We start from the raw sequence: 21,093 nt of genomic DNA, 5'->3' as shown, positions 1-21,093 counted from the left end.
TTCCCAAAAACGCCTTACCTTTGGTGCCGGAACCTGGATTAAGCAAACAGTACGAATGAAAATTAACTTTATCGAAGAGCTGCGGTGGCGTGGGATGTTGCACGACGTGATGCCCGGTACCGAAGAGCAGCTCAACCGCGAAATGACCGCCGGGTACATTGGTTTTGACCCTACGGCCTCGTCGCTGCACATCGGCAACCTGGCCACCATCATGCTGCTGGTCCACTTTCAGCGAGCGGGCCACAAGCCTTTTGCGCTGGTAGGTGGCGCCACGGGCATGATCGGCGATCCTTCTTTTAAGGCCGCTGAACGCTCTTTTTTGTCCGAAGAAACACTTCTTTACAATCAGGAGGGCATTCGGAAGCAGCTGGAAAGCTTCCTGGATTTTGACTGCGGGGCGCACTCGGCCGAGCTCGTCAACAACTACGACTGGTTCAAGGGGATTGGCTTTCTACAGTTCTTGCGCGACGCCGGCAAGTACCTTTCGGTAAACTACATGATGGCCAAGGACTCCGTCAAGAAGCGCCTCGAGACGGGCATTTCCTTCACTGAGTTTTCGTACCAGCTCTTGCAGGGCTACGATTTTTACTGGCTCTACAAAAACAAAGGGGTTCGGCTCCAAATGGGCGGCTCCGACCAGTGGGGCAACATCACGACGGGTACCGAGCTGATCCGCCGCAAGGAAGGCGACGAGGAGGGCTTTTTCAAGGCCTTTGCCCTCACCACGCCCCTCATCACCAAGTCCGACGGTACGAAGTTTGGTAAAAGCGAAGGTGGCAACGTATGGCTCGATCCGGCCTTCACGACGCCCTACGAATTTTACCAATTTTGGATTAACCAAGCCGACCTGGACTGCCACCGCCTGCTGCGGGTGTTTACCCTACTGCCCAAGGAAGCGATTGAAGCGCTGGAAAGCCAGCACGCCGAGGCACCGCACCTGCGGATCATGCAGAAGGCCCTGGCCGAGGAAGTAACTACCCGCGTACACTCCGCCCGCGACTACCAACTGGCCGTGAAAGCCTCGGAGGTACTTTTTGGCAAAGCCACGCTGGATACGCTCCGCACCATTGCGGCCGATGAGTTCGAGACGATCTTCGACGGGGTACCTCAGACCGAGATCAGCCGGGCCGACTGGGACAGTTGCCCCAACGTGACGGAGCTGCTTGCTACCACCACGCGCGGCGAAGTATACGCCTCTAAGGGCGAAGCCCGCCGGGCCATCCAGCAACATGCAGTGAGTATCAACAAAGTGAAAGTAACCGGCTCCGAGCAGGCGCTGGCCGAGTTTGATCTTTTACAAGACCGCTTCGTGTTGATTTCTAAAGGAAAGAAAAATCACTTATTGAAAATAAACTAACAAAGTACCCCTTCTGACCAGTACCAAGGTACCTTGAGCCTCGTGGCCAGGGTACTTTTTTTAGGCCCGATCAAAGCCAAAGATGGCGGCGTGGGGATTCTTCTTTTTCAAGATAAGGTCTCGGATAATCTCCGCCGCAATGACGCTGAAGAGGATGCCGTTGCCACCAAAGCCCAGCGCAAAGTAGGTGTTTGGGTGCTCCGCCACGCCCCCGATGTAGGGCAGCCCGTCCTGGGTTTCGGCAAAGGTACCGCACCATTCGTAGTCGCTCACGAAGGGCAGATCGGGGAAAAGCCGCCGGGCGGCCTGGGCCAGTTGCCAGCTCTTGCTTTTGAGGAGTTTGTCGCGCTTGACCGCACTCTGAAAGGCTTCATCTTTGCCTCCAATCAGGATGCGCTGATCTTCGGTAGTACGCATGTAAAGGTAAGGACGTGCACTTTCCCACACCAGGGCATTTTCGTACCAAAGCGGCCCGGCCTGCGGAATGGGCTTGCTGATGATGGCGTAGGTAGAATGCAGCCGCGTGACGGTCTGGCTGAGGTAGTTTTGAGATTCGTAGCCGCAGGCAATAATCAACTGGCGCGTCTTTATTTTTTTACCATTGCTAAGCCGCAAAAGTACCCCCTCCTTTTGGTGGACGACTTCGTCTACCTGGATGGTATCGTACACCCGCGCGCCTTTTTTGATGCACGCCTGAAACAGGCAATGCGCCAGCCGGTAGGTGTCGACCTGCGCCGCATCGTGCGAAAGAATAGCCCCGCTTTTTTTGATATGGGGAAAATGCTTTCGCAGGGTATCCTGATCCCACCACTCTACATTAATTCCGTGGCGTTTTCGGGCTTCGTACTCTTTTCGTAGCTCGGGTAGTTCGTCCTGCTTGGAGGCGTAGTACACACTTTTGCGCAGCGAGAAATTAACCTCCTCTCCCACCTCAGCGGCGATGTCCTGTAGCTTATAAATAGCCTCCAGGCAAAGCCGGTAGGCGGTTACGGCCTCTTTTTCTCCCCGAAGTTCCGTGAGTTTGGTGAGATGGGTATCGATTTCGTACTGGAGCAGGGCCGTACTGCCGGAGGTACTTCCCAGCCCGATGTGCCTTTTTTCCACCACTACCACCGGTACGCCGGCCTGGCTCAAGTACCACGCCATGAGTGCGCCCGTGATTCCGCCACCCATGATAACTACCTCCTCACTAAGATCCTCACTAATGGAAGGATAATTATTTAAAGCGCCATTTTTATAGAACCAGTACGGCTGGCCGCTTAGTAAATCCATGAGAGAGGGAATGCAGGTACAATGAGAGATTTAAATTCGTTACGTAGGTACCTGTCTTACAAAACTCATGCCGAGGGTAGCTTCCCAACTAAAGTACCTCTCACTCCCCCTTTCCCCGGTACAAATTAAGTACGGGTGCCGCGGTGGGGTTGTACTGGTAGGTGGTCCAGGTAGCGTCGTCGTAGATCTCCACGATGCGATAGCCTTTGTAGGCCGTACCCCAGCTACCGCCAAAGTGCCCGTCAAAGAAGTAAGGCTTACCGCCGCTCAGCTTCTGGCCGTCCTGGTCGTGGTCGTGGCCGTGGAAGGTAGCCAGCACGTTGGGTGTTTTTTCCAAGAGCTCCCGCACCTCCGGGCAGTCGATGCCATGGGCAGTCCAGGTGGCGGGGGTGATGTGCAAAAAAACGAAAATACCTTTCTTGGCGCTGTACTTGGCCAGCTCCTGGCGCAGCCAGGCCGCATCCGGGCATAGGTACTCGCCTTTTTCGTTGGAGGTATCGCCCAGGATGAAGGCGTACTCGCCGCGGGCAAAGCTGTGGTTGGTGGGGTACCCCCAGGTACCTTCCCAGACGTCGCGCCCCACGCGGTCGTGGTTGCCTCGCGTCACGAAAAACGGAACGGTCAGGCGTTTCAGGGTCGTTTTGAGGTCATACAGCAGGGTAGGCTCGTCGTGGATGAGATCCCCGTTGAAGATGGCAAACTCCAGCCCCTTCTGAAGCTTTTCCTGATTGAGCCAGCGAATCAAGTCGTTGTGAAAGGCCAGGTAGTCGGTATCAGGCTGCCCGTAGTGCCCGTCGGAAGCTACGGCAAAGCGTGAAATCAGGGCGGGTGGACCAGGGCTACGGAAGCCCAATAGGGAAAGCGCGGGGATAAACCTCAGAAAAGAACGCCGATCAAAAAACATAGAAAGCGAGTTATAACACAAAATAAAGAAGCGGGGTACCTTGGTACTATACTGTAAAATAAAAGAATTTGACTCATGGCTCTACTCATACGCACATACTTTCTGGTAAAATTAGCCTTTTGAGAAACTTTTTGGACCTTTGTACGTACATAGGGGTGAAGCGCCGGAAAGGTGTCCTAAGTAACAAGGGGCACGAAGGTACCTTTCCTGGGCACTTCTATCCTTGATGCGTAATCCTTATCGCTTTGTTACTTCACGTATGAAAAATCTATTCAAGAGGTACCTGCTGGTGGTAATACTGGGTACTTGGGCCAGTACCACGGCGCACGCGCAGCTGAGTGTGGATCTGAATGCCGGCTACGGCCTGCCCGCTCAGTCGGGCAGTCAGGGCTTACCGGGCGGCGGGCTGGGCGTCAAGTACTATTTCTCGCCCCGCTGGGCCGCGGGGGTGCGGGTGCGGGGCTACGCCGAAACCATCACCGAAGCCGACGGCGGCGTAAGCGGCAAGCTCGTAGCGGCCACAATCCCGATCATGGCCCATGCCGAATACTACCTCACCGCCACGGACCTGCACCCGTACGTGGGCCTGGAAGTGGGGGCCATCCGCTCGGCCCTTTCTGCCAAAATAAACCTGAACGGCCAGAACATCTACGACGATACCTACGGGGAAACCACGCTGGGTTTTGCGCCCAAGGTAGGGTTGGGCTATGATATCTCGCAGGGCATTGCCCTGACGGCCGAGGCCCTGTACCAGGTAGGTTTTCCCGGCAGCCGCAACGGTACGCCGCAGTTCGACCTGAAAAACTCGTCCCGGTTTCTGGCGCTGCACATTGGGATTTCCATCACCTTCGGAAACCGGTTCGAAGGCTACGTCATTCACTAGCCTATGGACCGCCTGCTGCTGCAAAAAGCGGCTTCCTACTGCGCCTACCAGGAGCGCACCCAGGACGAAGTACGTCAGCGCCTGCAAAAATGGGGCGTCTGGGGCGACGAAGCCGAGGAGATCATTGCGGAGCTCATCAGCCAAAACTACCTCAGCGAGGAGCGCTTTGCCCGTACTTTTGCCGGGGGAAAATTCAGGATCAAGCAGTGGGGCCGCCACAAGATCAAGCAAGAGCTAAGCCGCCGCGGCCTCACCGACTACACCATTCGGCAGGGCATGAGCGAAATCAGCGACGCCGCCTACGAAGCCTCCCTGGAAGAACTACTGCAAAAGAAGCTAAGTACCCTGCAACGTACCGAAACCGACCCGCTGAAGCGCAAGCAAAAGCTCATTCGCTTTGCGCTGGGCAAGGGCTACGAAAGCGAACTGGTGTGGCGACTCACCGAGAAGCTCCTAGGTACCTAAAGCAAAGTACCCCCGCCAAAAGAAGTCTGGCGGGGGTACTTTGGGTAAGCAGGTACTTTCAAGGTACTTAGAGGATTACCTCAGAAATCGTCGTCGAAGGCAATCTTATGGGACGACTCCTTGTCGTTCATGCCCGTCATCACGCCGGCCTTCTGGTACTCACCCACGCGTTTTTCGAAGAAGTTGGTCTTGCCCGGCAGCGAGATGAGCTCCATGAAATCGAACGGATTGGAAGAACCAAAGTGCTTCGAACAACCCAGGCGCTCCAGCCAGAAATCAGCCACGAACTCGATGTACTGCTTCATGAGCTCGGCGTTCATGCCGATGAGCGAAACCGGCAGGGCTTCAGATATAAATTCCTTCTCAATCTCGACGGCATCCAGAATGATTTCCTTCACCCGCGCTTCGGATAGTTTGTTCTTGATATGCTGCGTATAAAGCAGGCACGCAAACTCGCAGTGCAGGCCTTCGTCACGCGAGATGAGCTCGTTGGAAAACGACAAGCCGGGCATCAGGCCGCGTTTTTTCAGCCAGAAGATCGAGCAGAACGAGCCCGAAAAGAAAATTCCCTCTACCGCCGCAAACGCAATGATCCGCTCCGTGAAGTCCGGGCTATTGATCCATTTCAGCGCCCATTCGGCTTTTTTATGTACGCAGGGTACCGTGTCGATGGCGCGTAGCAGGCGGTCTTTTTCCGTAGGATCTTTGATGTACGTATCGATCAGCAGCGAGTAGGTCTCGGAGTGGATGTTCTCCATGGCGATCTGGAAGCCGTAGAAACACTTGGCCTCGGCGTACTGCACTTCACTCAGAAAGTTAATGGCCAGGTTTTCGTTCACGATGCCGTCAGAAGCCGCAAAAAAGGCCAAAATGTGCGAGATGAAGTGGCGTTCGCCATCGTTCAGGTTTTCCCAATCCTTCTGATCCTGCGAGAGGTCGATCTCCTCGGCCGTCCAGAAAGAGGCTTCGTGGCGTTTATACATTTCCCAAATATCCGAGTGCTTGATGGGGAACAAAACAAACCGAAGCGGGTCCTCTATCAGTAGAGGCTCTTGTTGGGAATTCGTCTGTGACATAGTTGGTTGACTTTATATTTTTTTTAGAAGTACTTATTGAAGAAATTGCGGGGCCGCGTGAGCCCTTGGCGATTGAATCAGGCTAAACAAAACTACGCCTTAATGCTTGCAAATTCAAGGACAGGTACCTGCTCTTTTAGACTTACGCTTGAAAAATTCTATTTTAAAAATTTTAACTTTGTCGCTATCAATCCGTTCACGAATGAATTCCCTCCGAAAGTGAAAACGGACGTATAGAGGTACTTACGGAGGAAGTACCTAGACCTAACTACCCGCATGAAAATCTCCGGATTTACGATCATCAAGGATGCCCTTCTCAACGACTACCCCATCGTAGAGGCGATCAGGTCCCTTCTGCCGCTGGTGGACGAAATGGTGGTGGCGGTGGGCCAAAGCCAGGACGGCACGCTGGGGCTGATCCAGGCCCTGGACTCCGACAAGATCCGCATCGTAGAAACGGAGTGGGACATGACGCTCCGGCAGGGAGGCAAAGTACTGGCCGTCGAAACCGACAAGGCATATTCGTATCTGGCACCCGACACCGACTGGGCCTTTTACATCCAGGCCGACGAGGTACTTCACGAGCAGTACATTCCCGTAGTGCGGGAAGCCTGCCAAAAGTACCTCCACGACCCACGCGTGGAAGGGCTGCTTTTTGATTACCTCCATTTTTACGGTACCTACGACTACGTCGGTGATAGCCGTACCTGGTACCGGCGCGAGGTTAGGGTTATTCGATTTAGTCCGGCTACGGACCGCCCACGCATCAGCGCTTTTCGCGACGCCCAGGGTTTTAGACGAGGTACCCAAAAGCTAAAAGTCAAGTCCTGCGGAGCGGCCATTTACCACTACGGCTGGGTAAAAAGCCCCGTACAGATGAAGAAAAAAATGAAAAACGTAGGGCGGTTTTGGAAGAATGAGGATAGCTGGCAAAAACTACTACAGACCGAAGATTTTTTCGATTTCAGCCAATTTGACTCCCTAAGCCGCTTCACAGGTACCCACCCGGCAGTGATGCAGCCGCGCATTCAGCAGCAAAACTGGAACGTTGAATTAAACCCCGAGCAAAAGAAATTTGCCCTTAAAGATGCGCTGCTCTACTGGTACGAGAAAAAAACCGGCCACCGCCCCTTTGAATTCCGAAACTACGAGCTCATTTGAAAGCTTCATTTGAAATAACTATCCAGGCCTTTCGCAAGTATATTTTATGCGTCCTATCCCACCTACGGTAAGTATTATAACTTCTGTTCGTAATCAGCTACAAATGAATAAGCTATTTGTAGAATATGTACAAAGGTATACTTATTACGAATATGAACTGATCGTGATCGATAACGCTTCCACGGATGGCAGTACCGAATTTTTCAAATCGACGGGAGCTACCGTCATTCGAAATGAAACTAATTATTCCTACCCCCATTGCCAGAATCAAGGGTTATCTGTTGCGAAAGGTCAGCTTATTGCTTTCCTGAATAATGATCTTATCGTTTCGCCAAATTGGGACCAAAAACTACTTGACGTAATGCAAAGGCAAGGCTATGATTTCCTATCGCCAGCCTCTAATGATCGGGCCGAAAGTGACAAAAAAACCCGAACGTTGAGGAATAGGTGGCGGCTCATTAAAAATCCACTCTTGACTCTCTTTGGCCCCCGCCGGGCTGTTCTTTTAGGTATGTTTAAGCTAATGTACCGAAACTGGGAGGCTTATCAAGATCAGCGCACGACGCATTTTGCGGGGAAGGTAAAGGAAGGTTTTTCCGGTTCCTGTATTGTAGCTACCAAGCAGGGTCTGGAGAAAATAGGTACATATTGGGACGAACGCATTCAGCGCGCCGATTTTGATTTTTACCTTCGAACCAAAAAAAGGGCGCTAACAGAAAAAGACGTGAAGCCGCTTCATTTAGCCCTGGAAGTTTATTTTCACCATTTTTCTCGGCTTACTCTAAAAAGCAAACATTACGTACCTTTCACTGACGCCGCTAACCTCATTACAGAAGATGAGAAATGGGGGTCCGAAAAAAAAGAGCTCATAGCCGATATTGAGTATTGATATTGAACTATAAAATACAACTTACGAACTCCTTCATTTCTACTAATTCCTAATGTCTATGTTTAATCGCATTAAAAGTCTGATAGAAAATAAAATAGCCAAGAAAAAAGCGCGGCGCTACACCCAAGAATACGGCCACGTACTCTCGACTTTCAACCTAGACGAAGAGGGAGAAATTGTATTTGCGAACTGGGCTAACCCGTTGATAGACCCTAAAGAAATTACCCAGCAGGAAGTAAATTTTTTCAAGAAATTTATCCCCAAAGGTTCGCTCTGCATTGACATTGGTACCCATATTGGTGATACCACCGTGCCGATGGCGCTGGCGGCGGGCAAAACGGGAACCACCCTTGGTTTTGACCCTAATCCGTACGTGTACAAAATCCTTCAGGAAAACGTAAAGCTGAATACCGATAAAACAAACATCATTACGTATCCTTTTGCGATCACCAATGTGGAGGGGGAATTTAGCTATGCTTCTTCGGAAGCCTCTTTTGGCAACGGAGGTATTTCAAACGAAGTAGTAACCGAACACGGAAATTATCAATTGACCAAAAAAGTAAAAGGCATTGTTTTAGAAGACTTCTTGCTGAAAAACTACGCCGCTGAGCTACCTACTATTTCCTTTATAAAAGTGGACGTGGAAGGGGCCGACCGGGAGGTGATCAGATCCCTGGAGGGCTTACTAAAAAAATACAAACCCGCTTTGGTAGCCGAATGCTTTACCAAATCTACTCCGGCAGAAAGAGCCGAGCTTTTCGACACGGTGTCCGGCCTGGGCTACGCGCTTTACTATTTTTCTGATTTTACCGACCAGGCTGAGATTGTCCCTATTACCTCAGCCAAAGATATGACGAAATGGAAAACGTTTAATTTTTACGCCATTTCCACCTAAGTACCTACCCAGCAAAGTACCTCCTTCCCAAAACCTCCCGGCTCAACAGTGCGCCGCTGCTGATATAGGTACCTTCTACACCCACGCCCACACCACCACGTTCCAGTCATCGACGTGGTCGCGGTGCCGGTGGATGGTCCGGAAACCTACCCGCTCGTGGGCGCGCTGGGAACGGACGTTGGCGGTAGAGATTTCCGTCACGAGCAGGTCGTAGTGCGGGTAGTACAGGTCTTTGTGTTTTTGATAAAGCTGATCGAACACGCCCTGGCCCCGCCAGCGCTCGTCCACGCACACCTGCCCCATGACGTAGTAGCGGCGCTGCGCCAAGGTACTTTCCTGCCAAAGTACCTCGTCCATGAGCGCAAACATGGGCTGTAGGTCCGGAATTAAAGTACCCATGGTAGGCAGCATGGCCAGGGCAAAGGCTACGACCTCGTCGCCGTCTTTGGCCATGACCTGCGGCGTGAGGCTGTGCATGAGCCGAAGCTGCTCCCACGTATGCCGGACCGTCACGAAACCCTGCTGCTGCCGGGCCTCGGCGGAGAGCTCCGTGCGGAGGTTTTTTTGTTGGAGGGCCAGGATCTGACGAAGGTCGTCGTCGGTCTGGGCATGGGTGAGTTGAAGAGCCACGGGGGTAGTTTTGACAAAAAACAAAAATAGCGTAAGGTACTTTAAAGTACCTAGATCCAGCGTTTGCGCCGGAAAAACCAAAGTACCACCAGCGACGACACCACCATCATCACCAGCGCTTCCCAGAAGCCCCAGGTGTCGTGGGAGGTAGGGATGATGTCGTAGTTCATGCCAAAGATGCCGGCGATGAGCGTCGGAGGCATGAAGATGATCGTCACGACGGTGAAGATCTTGATGACCTGGCTTTGCTCCAAATTGATCAAACCCATGAAGGTATTCTGGAGGTACTCCAGCCGCTCGAAGTTGAAGGTGGTGTATTCGAGCAGCGAGCTAATGTCCTTGAGAATAATCCGAAGGTGCTCCTTGCGGTCTTCGGGAAAGTACTGGCTCCGCAGAATGCTCGAAAGTACCCGCTGCTTATCGATGCTCGTTTCGCGCAGCATCATGGTGATCTCCTGCAGGCCGCTGATTCGGATCAGTACCTCCTGCCGGGCTTTTTGCTCGTGGGTGAGGTTTTTGCTGATGGTGGATATATCGCGTGAGATACTCTCCAGCGAGTCGGCGTCGGCTTCGATGCGCGTTTCGAGCAGCACCAGCATGAAGTCCACGCCCGTCTGGAAGGTCTCCTGGCTCACCTTCATTTTCTTCACCGTGTCGGCGAACGTCTTGGAGTCGCCCTGGCGGTAGGTAAAGAGCACGTTCTCGTGCAGAATAAACGAAACGGGGTAGATCTCGTAGCCGTCCGGGTTGATCCGGAGAAAATTGGAGTTGGCGTTGATGGTATTCTGCTGTTCAAAAAAACGCGAACTACTCTCGATTTCGACGATCTCCTGCGGGGTCTGGAAGCTGATCGAGCACTTGGTCTCCACCCATTCCTCTTCCTCGGGCGTAGGTGACTGCAAATCAACCCATAATAAATTGGGCAGATGCCCTAGTTCGCGAATGTCGTTTTCCCGCTTGATCTGCCGGCCTTCCTTATAAAATATACGTACCATATCTCCTTTGCTGGCTCCTTTCTCCGGCGGTGGCCTAAGCTCCCGGCGGCGAGGTAGTTCGTAGAACTATATCGTGAATTATTCCTAAGTTTCTGCCAAGTTAGTTGTATTTTTGCGCGATGCAAAATACCGCTCCCACCCGCATCTTCACGCTGCCCTTCTGGTTACTCAGCCTCAGTTCATTTCTGTTTTTTGCCAGCTTCAACATGCTCATTCCGGAGCTCCCCCGCTACCTCACCAGCATGGGCGGTGCCGAGTACAAGGGATTTATCATTAGCTTGTTTACGCTCACAGCCGGGCTGTCGCGCCCGTTCAGTGGCCGCCTCACCGACCGCGTCGGGCGGGTACCCGTCATGGCCTTCGGGTCGTTGGTGTGTTTTGTGTGCGGCTTTTTGTATCCTATTTTCACAACCGTCATGCCCTTTCTGGCGCTGCGGCTGGTGCACGGCTTCTCCACGGGCTTCAAGCCTACGGGCACGGCTGCCTACGTGGCCGACATCGTGCCGGCGCACCGCCGGGGTGAGGCACTGGGGATCTACGGGGTGAGCGTCAGCATGGGGGCGGCGCTGGGGCCCGCGTTGGGGAGCTGGGTGGCGCAGCACTTTTCGCTCAACGCCCTGTTCTACACCTCGTCGTTTTTGGCTTTTCTGTCGATTGGTATTTTGGCCAATATGAAAGAAACCCTGCCCCGGTCTTCGCGGCGGCTGTCAGTCGATGCGTTCCGGATTACCTGGCGGGACGTATTCGAGCCCAGCGTGTTGGCTCCGTCGCTGGTGATGCTGCTGACGTACTTTAGCTTTGGGGCGGTGCTCACGCTCATCCCCGATTTCAGCGCGTACCTGGGCCTGAAAAACTACGGTATCTACTTCCTCATCTACACCCTTACGTCGCTGGTGATCCGGCTGGTGGCCGGTAAACTGTCCGACCGCCACGGGCGCGTGGGCGTAGTGATTGTGGGCTGCTCCATGCTCATCATCGCCATGCTCTTCACGGCCTACGCCACTACTACCTTTCTGTTTTTTACGGGAGCGGTTTTTTTTGGCTTTGCTACCGGCATACTCTCGCCCATCCTGACGGCCTGGACCGTAGACCTGAGCTACGAGCACAACCGCGGCCGCGCCATGGCTACCATGTACATTGCCATGGAAGCAGGCATTGGACTGGGTGCGTACCTTTCGGCCGAAATCTACGCCAACGACGCCCGCAATCTACCGCTGGCTTTCGGGGTGAATGCCGCCCTGGCGCTGGTAGCGCTGGTCTATGCCGTGCTCATTTTAAGACAAAACCGAACCGCCAACCGTGCTCTTTGACGACTCGTATCGGACCCTCGAAAGTACCTCAGAGGGGTACTTTAAAGATCGAGGCAGTAAATTTTTTGCTTTTGCCTACCCTATTCGCTCCGAGGCCGACACCCGTCCACTGCTGGCTCAGCTCCGGGAGTTGCACCCCAAGGCGGTGCATCATTGCTACGCCTACCGGCTGGGGCTGGATCGTACCCACTACCGCGCCAACGACGACGGCGAGCCCTCCGGCTCGGCGGGGCGGCCCATCCTGAACACCCTCTACTCGCGGGATCTGACGAACGTCCTGGTGGTGGTGGTGAGGTACTTTGGGGGTACTTTGCTGGGGGTGCCGGGGCTAATTCATGCGTACAAAACGGCCACGGAGCAGGCGCTGGACCAGGCCACGGTGGTGGTCAAGTACCTCTACGACCGGTACGAGCTTTCGTTTACGTACGCACACATGAACGACGCCATGCGGCTGGTGAAAGACATGGAACTACCCGTGCTCGAGCAGCAGTTTGAACTCAATTGCCGGATGCAGGTGGAGGTACGCAAGACGCTCGTGGAGCGTTTTGCGGAGGCGTGCGAAAAAATAGTAGGACTGGAATGTACCTACCTGCCCTCGTAGAAAGGGGGTACTTGGGCTAGGATTTGATGTCGACGTCATCGTAGAAGTACTCGTCGAAGGTACGCTCGGAAGGCTCTCCGTAGCGAAGTACCGTATACACGAGCCAAATCATCAAGAACGGCGAAAAAATAAACATGACCGTGACCAGGCTGTGATTGGTATCCCAATGCCCCAGTACGGTATAAATGACTAAGAACAACGTCACGAAGCCGAGCGCGAAAAGTGGGTTCTTGAACATGGAGTTTCTTTTTTGGATTCTTTCTTTTGGTTTAGGAACGAAAAAAAACTTCTAAAAAAGTATGCCTGCATAGTGCTCATCTCTTGCTTTTTAGTTTTTTTTAGTAAAAGGTTTATAAAAAACTACGCCGCCGCCCTCCCAAGGGAGCGGCGGCGGCGTAGTTACTTCGTGAAATAAAGGAGACTAGTACCCCGGATTTTGTTTCAGGGTAGCTTTGCCTGCTGCCTGTGAGTTCACAATTTCCTGGAGCGGAATGGGGTAGTACTCGTGCTTACCTTTGGTAAACGCCACCCCGTTGAAGTAGGTCCGCTTGGCTTTCTCGACGGCATAGTAGGCATTCAAAACCTGATCGGCCAAGCCCCAGCGTACCAGGTCGAAGAAGCGGTGCCCTTCCATCCCTAACTCTATGCGGGTTTCAAAACGGACCGCTTTGCGGGCATTTTCAGCGTTGCTGAAGGCGCTGTCGCCTGCACCATACTCGCTGATTACGTAGTTGGCGGCGTTGCTACCGTTGGCGTTTTTCACGAATCCATCCGGATTAGCCGCCCGGCGACGTACCTGGTTTACCAGCTCCCGCGCCCGCGCCAGGTTGCCCAGCTCTACCTCACACTCGGCCAGCATCAGCAGTACGTGCGCGTAGCGTACCATGCGGTAGTTGTTGGCATTCAAGCGGGGGTTTCCCGAAAAAGTATTGGTACCTACATCGGAGCGGTACATCAGGTGCTTGCGGGGTGAGTAAGGCCCGCCGTAGGCCTGGTCGCGCACGTAGGCCTTACCCGGATGCACGCCCCAATCCAGGAAAGGAATTCCCCGGCGCCCCACGGTGTGGTCGAGGCGGGGATCAAGTTCTCCGGCGTCGGGCGTGAAGGGCTGCGTTACTTCGATGTTCTGGTCGTTTTTAACGTCCGAATTGTTGAAGGTATCAAAAAGCGGGAGCCCGTTTTGCGTCTTGAAGGCATTTACCAGGTTTTGGCTGGGTTGATAAAAACCACAGCAGGTCGTTACGCCGCCACCGCCGTAGGGGTAGTTGAGGGTAGCGCCTTGGTTCCCGTTTTCGCCGCCGGGGGCTCCGTCGTTCACGGAGTGCTGCACCTCAAAGATAGCCTCGGCGTTGTTGTTGGTAGCGGCCCGGAAGTTGTCGCTGTACCGCGCCACGAGGCTGTAGCGGCCACTGTTGACGATGGCGTCAAACTGTGCCTTGGCCTCGGCCCACTTCCGCTGAAACAGGTACGCTTTGCCCAACATAGCCGCCGCGGCCCACTTAGTAGCGCGGCCCTTTTGGGTTTGGGTTTCGGGCAGGTTATCAAGGGCATATTTGAAGTCGGCTTCGATATTAGGCCAGATGTCCTTGTCGTTGGGTACTTTGGTGCTGTTCAGGTCGTCGGGGTTGTACACTGTCTCGTCGATGTAGGGTACCATGTTCCAGGTTTTTTTAGCTTCAAAGTGAAAATGCCCCCGCAGAAACCGCGCCTGCGCCTTGATCTGCACCTTTTCAACGTCGGATAGCTCCGCGATCTGGTCCACCAGCAGTAACACGTCGTTGGCACGGGCCACGCCGTCGTACACGGCCTGCCACTTGCCCCGGAAGTGTCCGTTGTCGGGCTGAATGAGCTTTTGCTCAATCAGCGAAATCTCGGGTTGGTCACCGGCAATGGTACCCTTGTAGGCGTCGTCGGCGGCCACGCTTCCGTAGATCCAGTTGTCGGCCGAGCCGTGCCAGGAGGTAGTACCGGCTCCTACGCCGTCTACCAGCGAGTAGGCTCCCGTCAGGAGGTAGTTGATGCCCGCGCGGTTTTTCAGGGTTTCGAGCGAGAGCGCCGCTTTGGGTTTTACTTCCAAAAACTTGTCGCTACAGGAAGTAGCCAGTCCAAAGTAAAATAAGCTTACTAGTATGAATACTTTTTTCATCGTTGTCTTTCTTTTGATACGTTAAAATCATCCACCCTTACCAATCAGAAACTGAGGCTCAAGCCTACCAACGTAGCCCGGTAAGCCGGGTAAGCACCTTCATCGACGCCAATCTGACGGTCCTGATCGGTACCGCTGGAGTTGCGCAGGTTAATCTCCGGATCCAGGCCCGTATATTTGGTAAAGGTCAGCCAGTTTTGGCCTTGCAGGTAGACCGAGGCCTGCCCTAAACCTACTTTCGACAGAATCTTGGTCGGGATGGTGTAGGTCAGCTGAACGTTCTTGAGGCGCATGTACGAGCCATCTTCCAGGTAGTAGGTGGAAGGCTGGCTCGACACAACGTCGTTGGAGCGCAGTATGGGTAGTTTGGCGTCCGTTTTGCCGGGCTCCCACGACTCGTTCAGCATCCGTTTGCTGCGGTTTCCCCCGAAGGTGGGGAAGTCGGTCCAGTAGCGCACATAGTTGAAGATCTGGTTGCCCTGTACACCCTGGCCGAACAGATCCAACCGGAAGGCTTTGTAGCTGACGCTCACGTTGATCCCGTAGCTGAAGTCAGGGTGAGGAGTACCAATGATGGTGCGGTCACTGGCGTTGATGATGCCGTCGCCGTTCACATCCACAAACTTAAAGTTACCGGCTTTGTTGTTCACACCGCCGCCAAACTGCGCCGGCAGGCGGGTACCTTCTTCGTCGGTATTAATAAAACCATCAATAACATAGCCAAAGAAGGAGCCGATGGGCTGCCCGGCCTGGGTTACGCTCATGGCCGGGAGGCGCGTGGTAAAACCAAAGTACTGCGTGGCCGGATCGCCGGTAAGGGCAACGACCTGGTTGCGGTAGGTAGAGATATTGGCCCCCACAGAATACCGCAGATCCCCGTTGAGGCTGCTTCCGTTGTAGTTAAGCCCCAGCTCAACGCCTTTATTCACCATTTCTCCAATATTCTGGAACGGTACGGTGGCTACCCCTTGCGTACGCTGTACATCGGGCCGGAAGAGCATGTCGGAAGTACGGCGGTTGAACCAGTCGAAGTTTAGGTCTACTTTTCCTCGCAGCAGCACGGCATCAAAGCCTAGGTCAGTGGAGGTAGTTGTTTCCCACTTGGCGCGGGGGTTGGCAAACTGGAAGCGATCGTAGCCTTGTACCGACGAAGTATTAGCGCCGTTGAGGTCGTAGAAATTCTGGGCTGCATTGGTCCCAAAAATCCCGAAGGGGTTGTAGTTTCCGATCTCCTGATTACCGGTTTGTCCCCAGGCCGCCCGGATCTTCAGGTCGTCGAGCCAGCTGATTCCTTTCATGAAGCCCTCGTTGGAAATACGCCACCCGGCCGATACGGCGGGAAAGTACGCAATCCGGAACGCCTCGGCAAAGCGGGAGGAGCGGTCGCGGCGGACCGTCAGATCCAACAGGTACTTATCATTAAAAGAGAAGTTGGCCTTGGCAAACTCCGAAGCCAGCCGCCAGTCGGCGGCGGTACCGGAGTTGACCGACGTACCGGGGTTCCCGGCGTCCAGGTACCTGTTTTCGATGTCGTCGGAGGCAAAGCGCTGGCGACGGGCCGTAAATTGTTCCCAAAAACTTTTGATGGACTCGGTACCGGCCAGCACGCTGAAGCTTAGCCGATCGTCCAGGAAGCTTGTTTTGTAGGTTAGGGTATTGTACCAGGTCCAGGTCCACTCGTAGTTGTTGGTTTGGTCCAGCTGGTTAGCGCCCGCATTTTCGGACGACTCCAGATCCACGGCGCGGTACGACCGCATGTTGTAGAGGTTATAGTCTACTCCAAACTGCGTGCGGGCCGTCAGGTTTTTGGCAATGTCTACTTCGGCGTAGGCATTGCCAAACAGCCGGACGTTGCGGCCTACGTTGTCTTTGTTGCGCCACAGCTCTGCAATGGGGTTCCGGGAGTTGTCCAGGTCGGGGCCGGAAGTACCGGCGTAGTTGCCCATGATGTCCCGAACGGGAATGATGGGTTGGATCCGGAAGGCAAACGAAATGGGGTTGGATTCATTCTGGTTGCCGTTGGTTTGGCCTACGCGCTCGTCGAGTGCCACCTGGAAATTCTCTCCTACCCGTACCCGGCTGGTGACGTTAAACTCCGTATTGGCCCGCAGTGAGTACCGCTTGTAGTAGGTGTATTGCATAATACCCCTCTGATCGAAAAGGTTGAGCGACATGGCGTAGCGGCCGTTTTCGTTGCCACCCGATACTCCCAGCTGGTGGTTCTGGATGGGCGCGGGATTGAACATTTCGCCAAACCAATCGGTCCCTTCCTTGTTGGCGCGGCTAATCAGGTAGCGACTGCTGGGATTAAAGGGATCATAAACGTAGCGGCTGGGATCGGCGCGAGGGTCACCCTCTTTGGCTCCTCCGGGGATGATGTAGTCCGGAATGACGGGCGTGGCTCCGTTCCCAAACTGCGCGTTGCTGGGATAAACCAAGCCCGACTGCCCCGCATTGGGCGTAGCTACGCCGTTTACCAGCGTATTCAGGGCGTTAATCCGTGACCGCCACAGTACGTTGGCGTACTCCTGGGTATTCAACAGATCCAGTCCGCGCCAGGCGCTCTGCGTGCCGTAGTAGGTATCGTAGGTCAGCTTGGGTTTGCCGGCTTTGCCTTTTTTGGTGGTAATGATAACTACCCCATTTCCCGCCCGGGCTCCGTAGATGGAGGCAGCCGACGCATCCTTAAGTACCTGCATCGACTCAATGTCATTGAGGTTGAGCGAGTTCAAGCTACCTTTGGTAGGCGTACCGTCGATCACGTAGAGCGGCGAGTTGTCGTTGATGGTACCAAAGCCCCGGATACGCACCATGACGCCCCCACCGGGCGAGTTGTCGTTGGAGACGTTCACGCCGGCCACGCGTCCCTGCATGGCCTGGGCCAGGTTGGTGGCGGGCACGGCCAGCGCCTGCTTCACGTCAATGGTCGATACGGCACCGGTAATATCCCGCTTCGACTGCGTGCCGTACCCCGTTACGATGACTTCACTCAGACTTTTTACGTCGTCGCTCAGGGAAATGTTAATCACGCTCTGGCTTCCTACCGTCACTTCCTGCTTCATGAAACCAATGGAAGAAAAGACCAGTACCGCGTTGTTCCCCGGTACCGTGAGGGAGTAATTTCCGTCGGCATCCGTTACAGTACCGATCGTCGTGCCTTTCACCTGTACGTTGGCACCCGGCAGCCCCTGGTTTTCCGAGGAGGTAGTTATTTGGCCGGTCACGCGGCGTTCTTGCGCCTGCGCTAGTACTGCACTCAATACCAGCACGGTAAGTACAGCCCATCGGGCTGCATTTCGTACAATTCTCATCATACACATAGAGTAGTTGAAGGTTGAATAATTGGATAGATTTGGGGGTGCAATCAGGAAAAATTGCCATGAAATGTACACGATAAAAAAATCATAACTAGCATTTCATAATAAAAATATTTCTCCAAATAGTAACATTCTTAGTATACGGATAACTACACCTTGTCTACAAGCAAATGGAGCCGTTTTTTTAAAAAAGGTACCTGGAGCAGGCCCCAAAAAAGAATGATCCTACGGAGGCTTGAAAGCGGTACTCGGGCCGAACTCAACCTGGCTTTTTGCCGTTTTAAAAAAATAGATTTCCTTTACCGGTTCTTTACCTACATCTACCCAAAGTACCATTGAAACCACTGAACGACATTGACCTTACGGGCTACGACCGGATTGAAGTACAGGGCGCCCGTGAGCATAATCTCAAGAATATTGACGTTGAAATACCCCGTAATAAGCTCGTTGTTGTAACGGGCATCAGCGGGAGCGGAAAATCCTCCCTGGCCTTCGACACCATCTACGCCGAAGGGCAACGCCGCTACATGGAGAGCTTTTCGGCCTACGCCCGTGGCTTTATTGGCGAAATGGAACGCCCCGACGTAGACAAGATCAGCGGCCTGTCGCCGGTGATTAGCATTGAACAAAAAACGACCTCGCGCAACCCCCGCTCAACGGTAGGTACCGTAACGGAAATTTACGACTTCCTTAGACTACTATACGCAAGGGCGGGTGAGGCGTTTTCGTACGTGACGGGCCGCCGCATGGTGAAGCAGTCGCAGGACCAGATCATCGCCCAGATCCTCTCCCAGTTTCAGGGCCAGAAAACGACCCTGCTGGCCCCCGTTGTGAAGGGCCGCAAGGGCCACTACCGCGAGCTGTTTGTGCAGATTGCCCGCCTGGGCTACAACAAAGTACGGGTAGATGGCGACGTGCAGGACATTGTACCCAAAATGCAGCTCGACCGCTACAAGGTACACGACATCGAGATTGTGATCGATCGCCTCGTCCCGGACCCCGAGGCCGAAGACCCGCAGGTGCGCTACCGCTTGAGCCAGTCGGTCACGACGGCCCTCAAACAGGGCAAAGGCGCCATGATGGTAATGGGTACCGACGGCGTAGCGCAGTACTTCTCCCAAAACCTCATGGACCCCGAGTCGGGCATTAGCTACGACGATCCGGCCCCGAACAGCTTCTCGTTCAACTCGCCCTACGGCTGGTGCCCTACCTGCCAGGGCTTGGGCGTGGTGGAAGAAATTACGGAGGAGTCGGTGATGCCGGACAAGTCGCTCAGCATCAGTCGGGGCGGTATAGCGCCCATGGGCGAGTACCGCGAAGCCTGGATTTTCAAGCAACTGGAGGTACTTCTTAAGAAATACAAAGTTACGCTAAGTACCCCGCTGGAAAAATTTCCGCCCGAGGCGATCAAGGTAGTGCTGTACGGCAGCGACGAGGCCATCCCGGTACCTTCCAAAAAGTACCCCGGCACGGAGTGGGACACGAAGTTTGACGGCATTATCAACTTCCTGAAACGCCAGCAGGAAAGCGGCAGTGATAAGATCCAGGACTGGCTGAAGGATTTTTTGGTGGTACGTACCTGCCCCGACTGCCAGGGCGCTCGCCTGCGGCAGGAGTCGCTGCACTTCAAGCTTGACGCCAAAAATATTTCACAGCTGGCCGAAATGGACATTCGGCAACTGGCCGATTGGCTGGTAGATCTGGAAGAGCGGCTCGAAGAGCGGCAGCGGTTCATTGCTCATGAGGTACTTAAGGAAATCCGGAAGCGTGTGAAGTTCCTGCTCGACGTTGGCCTGGACTACCTCACGCTCAACCGCGCCCTCCGGACGCTGTCGGGCGGGGAGGCGCAACGCATCCGCCTTGCCACCCAAATAGGTACCCAGCTCACGGGGGTACTTTACATCATGGATGAGCCCAGCATTGGCCTGCACCAGCGCGACAACGTCCGGTTGATCCAGTCGCTTAAGAACCTACGCGACCTCGGCAATACCGTACTGGTGGTGGAGCACGATAAGGACATGATGCTGGCCTCTGACTACATCGTGGACATCGGCCCCGGTGCCGGTCGCCACGGCGGACAAATTGTGGGCCAAGGTACCCCCGAAGAATTCCTGAAGAACGGAACCATCACCTCCGACTACCTCAGCGGGCGGCGGGGCATCGAAGTACCTGCCCAGCGCCGCAAGGGCAACGGCCACACGCTGGTACTTAAGGGCTGCACGGGCCACAACCTCAAGAACGTGACCCTTAAACTACCCCTGGGTACTATGCTGTGCATCACGGGCGTGAGCGGCAGCGGCAAGTCTTCGCTCATCCACGAAACGCTCTTCCCCATCCTGACCCAGCACTTTTACCGCTCGCGCCGGGAGCCACTCCCTTACAAGAGCATCGAAGGCCTGGAGCACATCGACAAGGTGATTGAGGTGGATCAGTCGCCCATTGGCCGTACGCCCCGCTCCAACCCGGCTACCTACACCAACTTGTTTACCGACATCCGCTCGCTCTTTGCCGAACTACCCGAGGCCAAAATCCGGGGCTACAAGCCGGGGCGCTTTTCGTTCAACGTCAAAGGCGGCCGCTGCGAAGACTGCGAAGGAGCCGGGCGCAAGAAGATCGAGATGGACTTCTTGCCGGACGTGTACATCGACTGCGAGACCTGCAAGGGCAAACGCTTCAACCGCGAAACACTGGAGGTACGTTTTAAGGGAAAATCCGTAGCCGACGTCCTGGACATGACCGTGGAGCAGGCGCTGCCCTTCTTCGAAAACCAGCCGCGCATCCTGCGCAAGGTACAAACCCTCAACGACGTAGGGCTGGGGTACATTACGTTGGGCCAGCACGCCACCACCCTCTCGGGCGGCGAAGCGCAGCGCGTGAAGCTGGCCGAGGAGCTCTCCAAGCGCGACACCGGCAAAACGCTCTACATCCTGGATGAGCCCACCACGGGCCTCCACTTCCAGGATATTCACCATTTGCTCAACGTCCTGCAAAAGCTCGTCGAAAAAGGCAACACCGTGCTGATCATCGAGCACAACCTCGACATGGTGAAAGCCGCCGACCACGTGGTGGACGTGGGCCCCGAAGGAGGTACCCTGGGCGGCCAGATTGTGGCCGAAGGTACCCCCGAGAAAGTGGCCAAAACCGCGGGCAGTTACACGGGAAAATTTTTGAAGGAAGAGCTGAATTAAAGAT

17 protein-coding genes are annotated in these 21,093 nt (G+C 54.4%); 9 read left to right on the top strand and 8 right to left on the bottom strand.

Annotated features, from left to right (window positions below; translation table 11 throughout):
* Positions 1 to 61: 61 nt before the first annotated feature.
* Positions 62 to 1,357 (top strand): tyrosine--tRNA ligase, encoded by a 1,296-nt coding sequence (gene tyrS, locus HNQ92_RS16205; protein WP_184175148.1) that lies wholly within the window; start codon positions 62 to 64, stop codon positions 1,355 to 1,357.
* A 60-nt stretch (positions 1,358 to 1,417) separates the two neighbouring features.
* On the opposite strand, the gene HNQ92_RS16200 is transcribed toward tyrS, so the two are convergent.
* Together HNQ92_RS16200 and HNQ92_RS16195 are read right to left on the bottom strand one after the other, a co-directional pair.
* On the bottom strand, positions 1,418 to 2,629 hold the full coding sequence (locus HNQ92_RS16200; RefSeq protein ID WP_184175092.1) for an NAD(P)/FAD-dependent oxidoreductase: 1,212 nt from the start codon (positions 2,627 to 2,629) through the stop codon (positions 1,418 to 1,420).
* A gap of 100 nt (positions 2,630 to 2,729) precedes the next feature.
* Positions 2,730 to 3,533, bottom strand: a complete 804-nt coding sequence (locus HNQ92_RS16195) for a metallophosphoesterase family protein (RefSeq protein ID WP_184175091.1) — start codon at positions 3,531 to 3,533, stop codon at positions 2,730 to 2,732.
* Positions 3,534 to 3,792: 259 nt separating this feature from the next.
* Between HNQ92_RS16195 and HNQ92_RS16190 the strand changes: the two genes are divergently transcribed.
* Together HNQ92_RS16190 and HNQ92_RS16185 are read left to right on the top strand one after the other, a co-directional pair.
* Complete coding sequence (locus HNQ92_RS16190; RefSeq protein WP_184175090.1) at positions 3,793 to 4,416, top strand: outer membrane beta-barrel protein; 624 nt, start codon at positions 3,793 to 3,795, stop codon at positions 4,414 to 4,416.
* A gap of 3 nt (positions 4,417 to 4,419) precedes the next feature.
* Positions 4,420 to 4,881 (top strand): regulatory protein RecX, encoded by a 462-nt coding sequence (locus HNQ92_RS16185; RefSeq protein WP_184175089.1) that lies wholly within the window; start codon positions 4,420 to 4,422, stop codon positions 4,879 to 4,881.
* Positions 4,882 to 4,961: 80 nt separating this feature from the next.
* On the opposite strand, the gene HNQ92_RS16180 is transcribed toward HNQ92_RS16185, so the two are convergent.
* Positions 4,962 to 5,957 (bottom strand): ribonucleoside-diphosphate reductase small subunit, encoded by a 996-nt coding sequence (locus tag HNQ92_RS16180; protein ID WP_184175088.1) that lies wholly within the window; start codon positions 5,955 to 5,957, stop codon positions 4,962 to 4,964.
* Positions 5,958 to 6,233: 276 nt separating this feature from the next.
* Between HNQ92_RS16180 and HNQ92_RS16175 the strand changes: the two genes are divergently transcribed.
* The 3 genes from HNQ92_RS16175 to HNQ92_RS16165 are packed head-to-tail and all read left to right on the top strand — an operon-like array spanning position 6,234 to position 8,902.
* Positions 6,234 to 7,118 carry a glycosyltransferase family protein gene (locus HNQ92_RS16175; RefSeq protein ID WP_184175087.1) on the top strand — a complete coding sequence of 295 codons (885 nt, stop codon included), beginning with the start codon at positions 6,234 to 6,236 and terminating at the stop codon, positions 7,116 to 7,118.
* A 46-nt stretch (positions 7,119 to 7,164) separates the two neighbouring features.
* The gene (locus tag HNQ92_RS16170; protein WP_184175086.1) at positions 7,165 to 8,007 is read left to right on the top strand and encodes a glycosyltransferase; all 843 of its coding nucleotides are present in this window, start codon (positions 7,165 to 7,167) and stop codon (positions 8,005 to 8,007) included.
* 58 nt (positions 8,008 to 8,065) lie between these two features.
* Complete coding sequence (locus HNQ92_RS16165) at positions 8,066 to 8,902, top strand: FkbM family methyltransferase (RefSeq protein WP_184175085.1); 837 nt, start codon at positions 8,066 to 8,068, stop codon at positions 8,900 to 8,902.
* A 75-nt stretch (positions 8,903 to 8,977) separates the two neighbouring features.
* On the opposite strand, the gene HNQ92_RS16160 is transcribed toward HNQ92_RS16165, so the two are convergent.
* Both HNQ92_RS16160 and corA read right to left on the bottom strand, forming a co-directional pair.
* Positions 8,978 to 9,532 carry a GNAT family N-acetyltransferase gene (locus HNQ92_RS16160; protein WP_184175084.1) on the bottom strand — a complete coding sequence of 185 codons (555 nt, stop codon included), beginning with the start codon at positions 9,530 to 9,532 and terminating at the stop codon, positions 8,978 to 8,980.
* A gap of 50 nt (positions 9,533 to 9,582) precedes the next feature.
* The gene (corA, locus tag HNQ92_RS16155; RefSeq protein ID WP_184175083.1) at positions 9,583 to 10,527 is read right to left on the bottom strand and encodes a magnesium/cobalt transporter CorA; all 945 of its coding nucleotides are present in this window, start codon (positions 10,525 to 10,527) and stop codon (positions 9,583 to 9,585) included.
* 119 nt (positions 10,528 to 10,646) lie between these two features.
* Between corA and HNQ92_RS16150 the strand changes: the two genes are divergently transcribed.
* Positions 10,647 to 11,837, top strand: coding sequence for an MFS transporter (locus tag HNQ92_RS16150; RefSeq protein ID WP_184175082.1), 1,191 nt, complete (start codon positions 10,647 to 10,649; stop codon positions 11,835 to 11,837).
* Positions 11,827 to 12,438: a YigZ family protein gene (locus HNQ92_RS16145; RefSeq protein ID WP_184175081.1), complete on the top strand. Its 612-nt coding sequence runs from the start codon at positions 11,827 to 11,829 to the stop codon at positions 12,436 to 12,438. Before HNQ92_RS16150 ends, HNQ92_RS16145 begins: the two co-directional genes overlap by 11 nt.
* Positions 12,439 to 12,454: 16 nt before the next feature.
* On the opposite strand, the gene HNQ92_RS16140 is transcribed toward HNQ92_RS16145, so the two are convergent.
* The 3 genes from HNQ92_RS16140 to HNQ92_RS16130 all read right to left on the bottom strand — a co-directional run bounded on the left by HNQ92_RS16140 (position 12,455) and on the right by HNQ92_RS16130 (position 17,853).
* Positions 12,455 to 12,676 carry a hypothetical protein gene (locus HNQ92_RS16140; protein ID WP_184175080.1) on the bottom strand — a complete coding sequence of 74 codons (222 nt, stop codon included), beginning with the start codon at positions 12,674 to 12,676 and terminating at the stop codon, positions 12,455 to 12,457.
* A gap of 183 nt (positions 12,677 to 12,859) precedes the next feature.
* Positions 12,860 to 14,584 (bottom strand): RagB/SusD family nutrient uptake outer membrane protein, encoded by a 1,725-nt coding sequence (locus HNQ92_RS16135; RefSeq protein ID WP_184175079.1) that lies wholly within the window; start codon positions 14,582 to 14,584, stop codon positions 12,860 to 12,862.
* Between the two features lie 44 nt (positions 14,585 to 14,628).
* Entirely contained in the window at positions 14,629 to 17,853 is a 3,225-nt protein-coding gene (locus HNQ92_RS16130) for a SusC/RagA family TonB-linked outer membrane protein (protein WP_343063009.1), read from the bottom strand.
* A 383-nt stretch (positions 17,854 to 18,236) separates the two neighbouring features.
* Here HNQ92_RS16130 and uvrA point away from each other — a divergent pair, with 383 nt between their 5' ends.
* Positions 18,237 to 21,089: an excinuclease ABC subunit UvrA gene (gene uvrA / locus HNQ92_RS16125; RefSeq protein WP_184175077.1), complete on the top strand. Its 2,853-nt coding sequence runs from the start codon at positions 18,237 to 18,239 to the stop codon at positions 21,087 to 21,089.
* Positions 21,090 to 21,093 lie beyond the last annotated feature (4 nt).

Origin of the sequence: Rhabdobacter roseus (assembly GCF_014202275.1) — a bacterium.
In the GTDB taxonomy this organism is placed as follows: Bacteria; Bacteroidota; Bacteroidia; order Cytophagales; family Spirosomataceae; genus Rhabdobacter; species Rhabdobacter roseus.
This window is presented reverse-complemented; position numbering and strand designations above follow the sequence as displayed.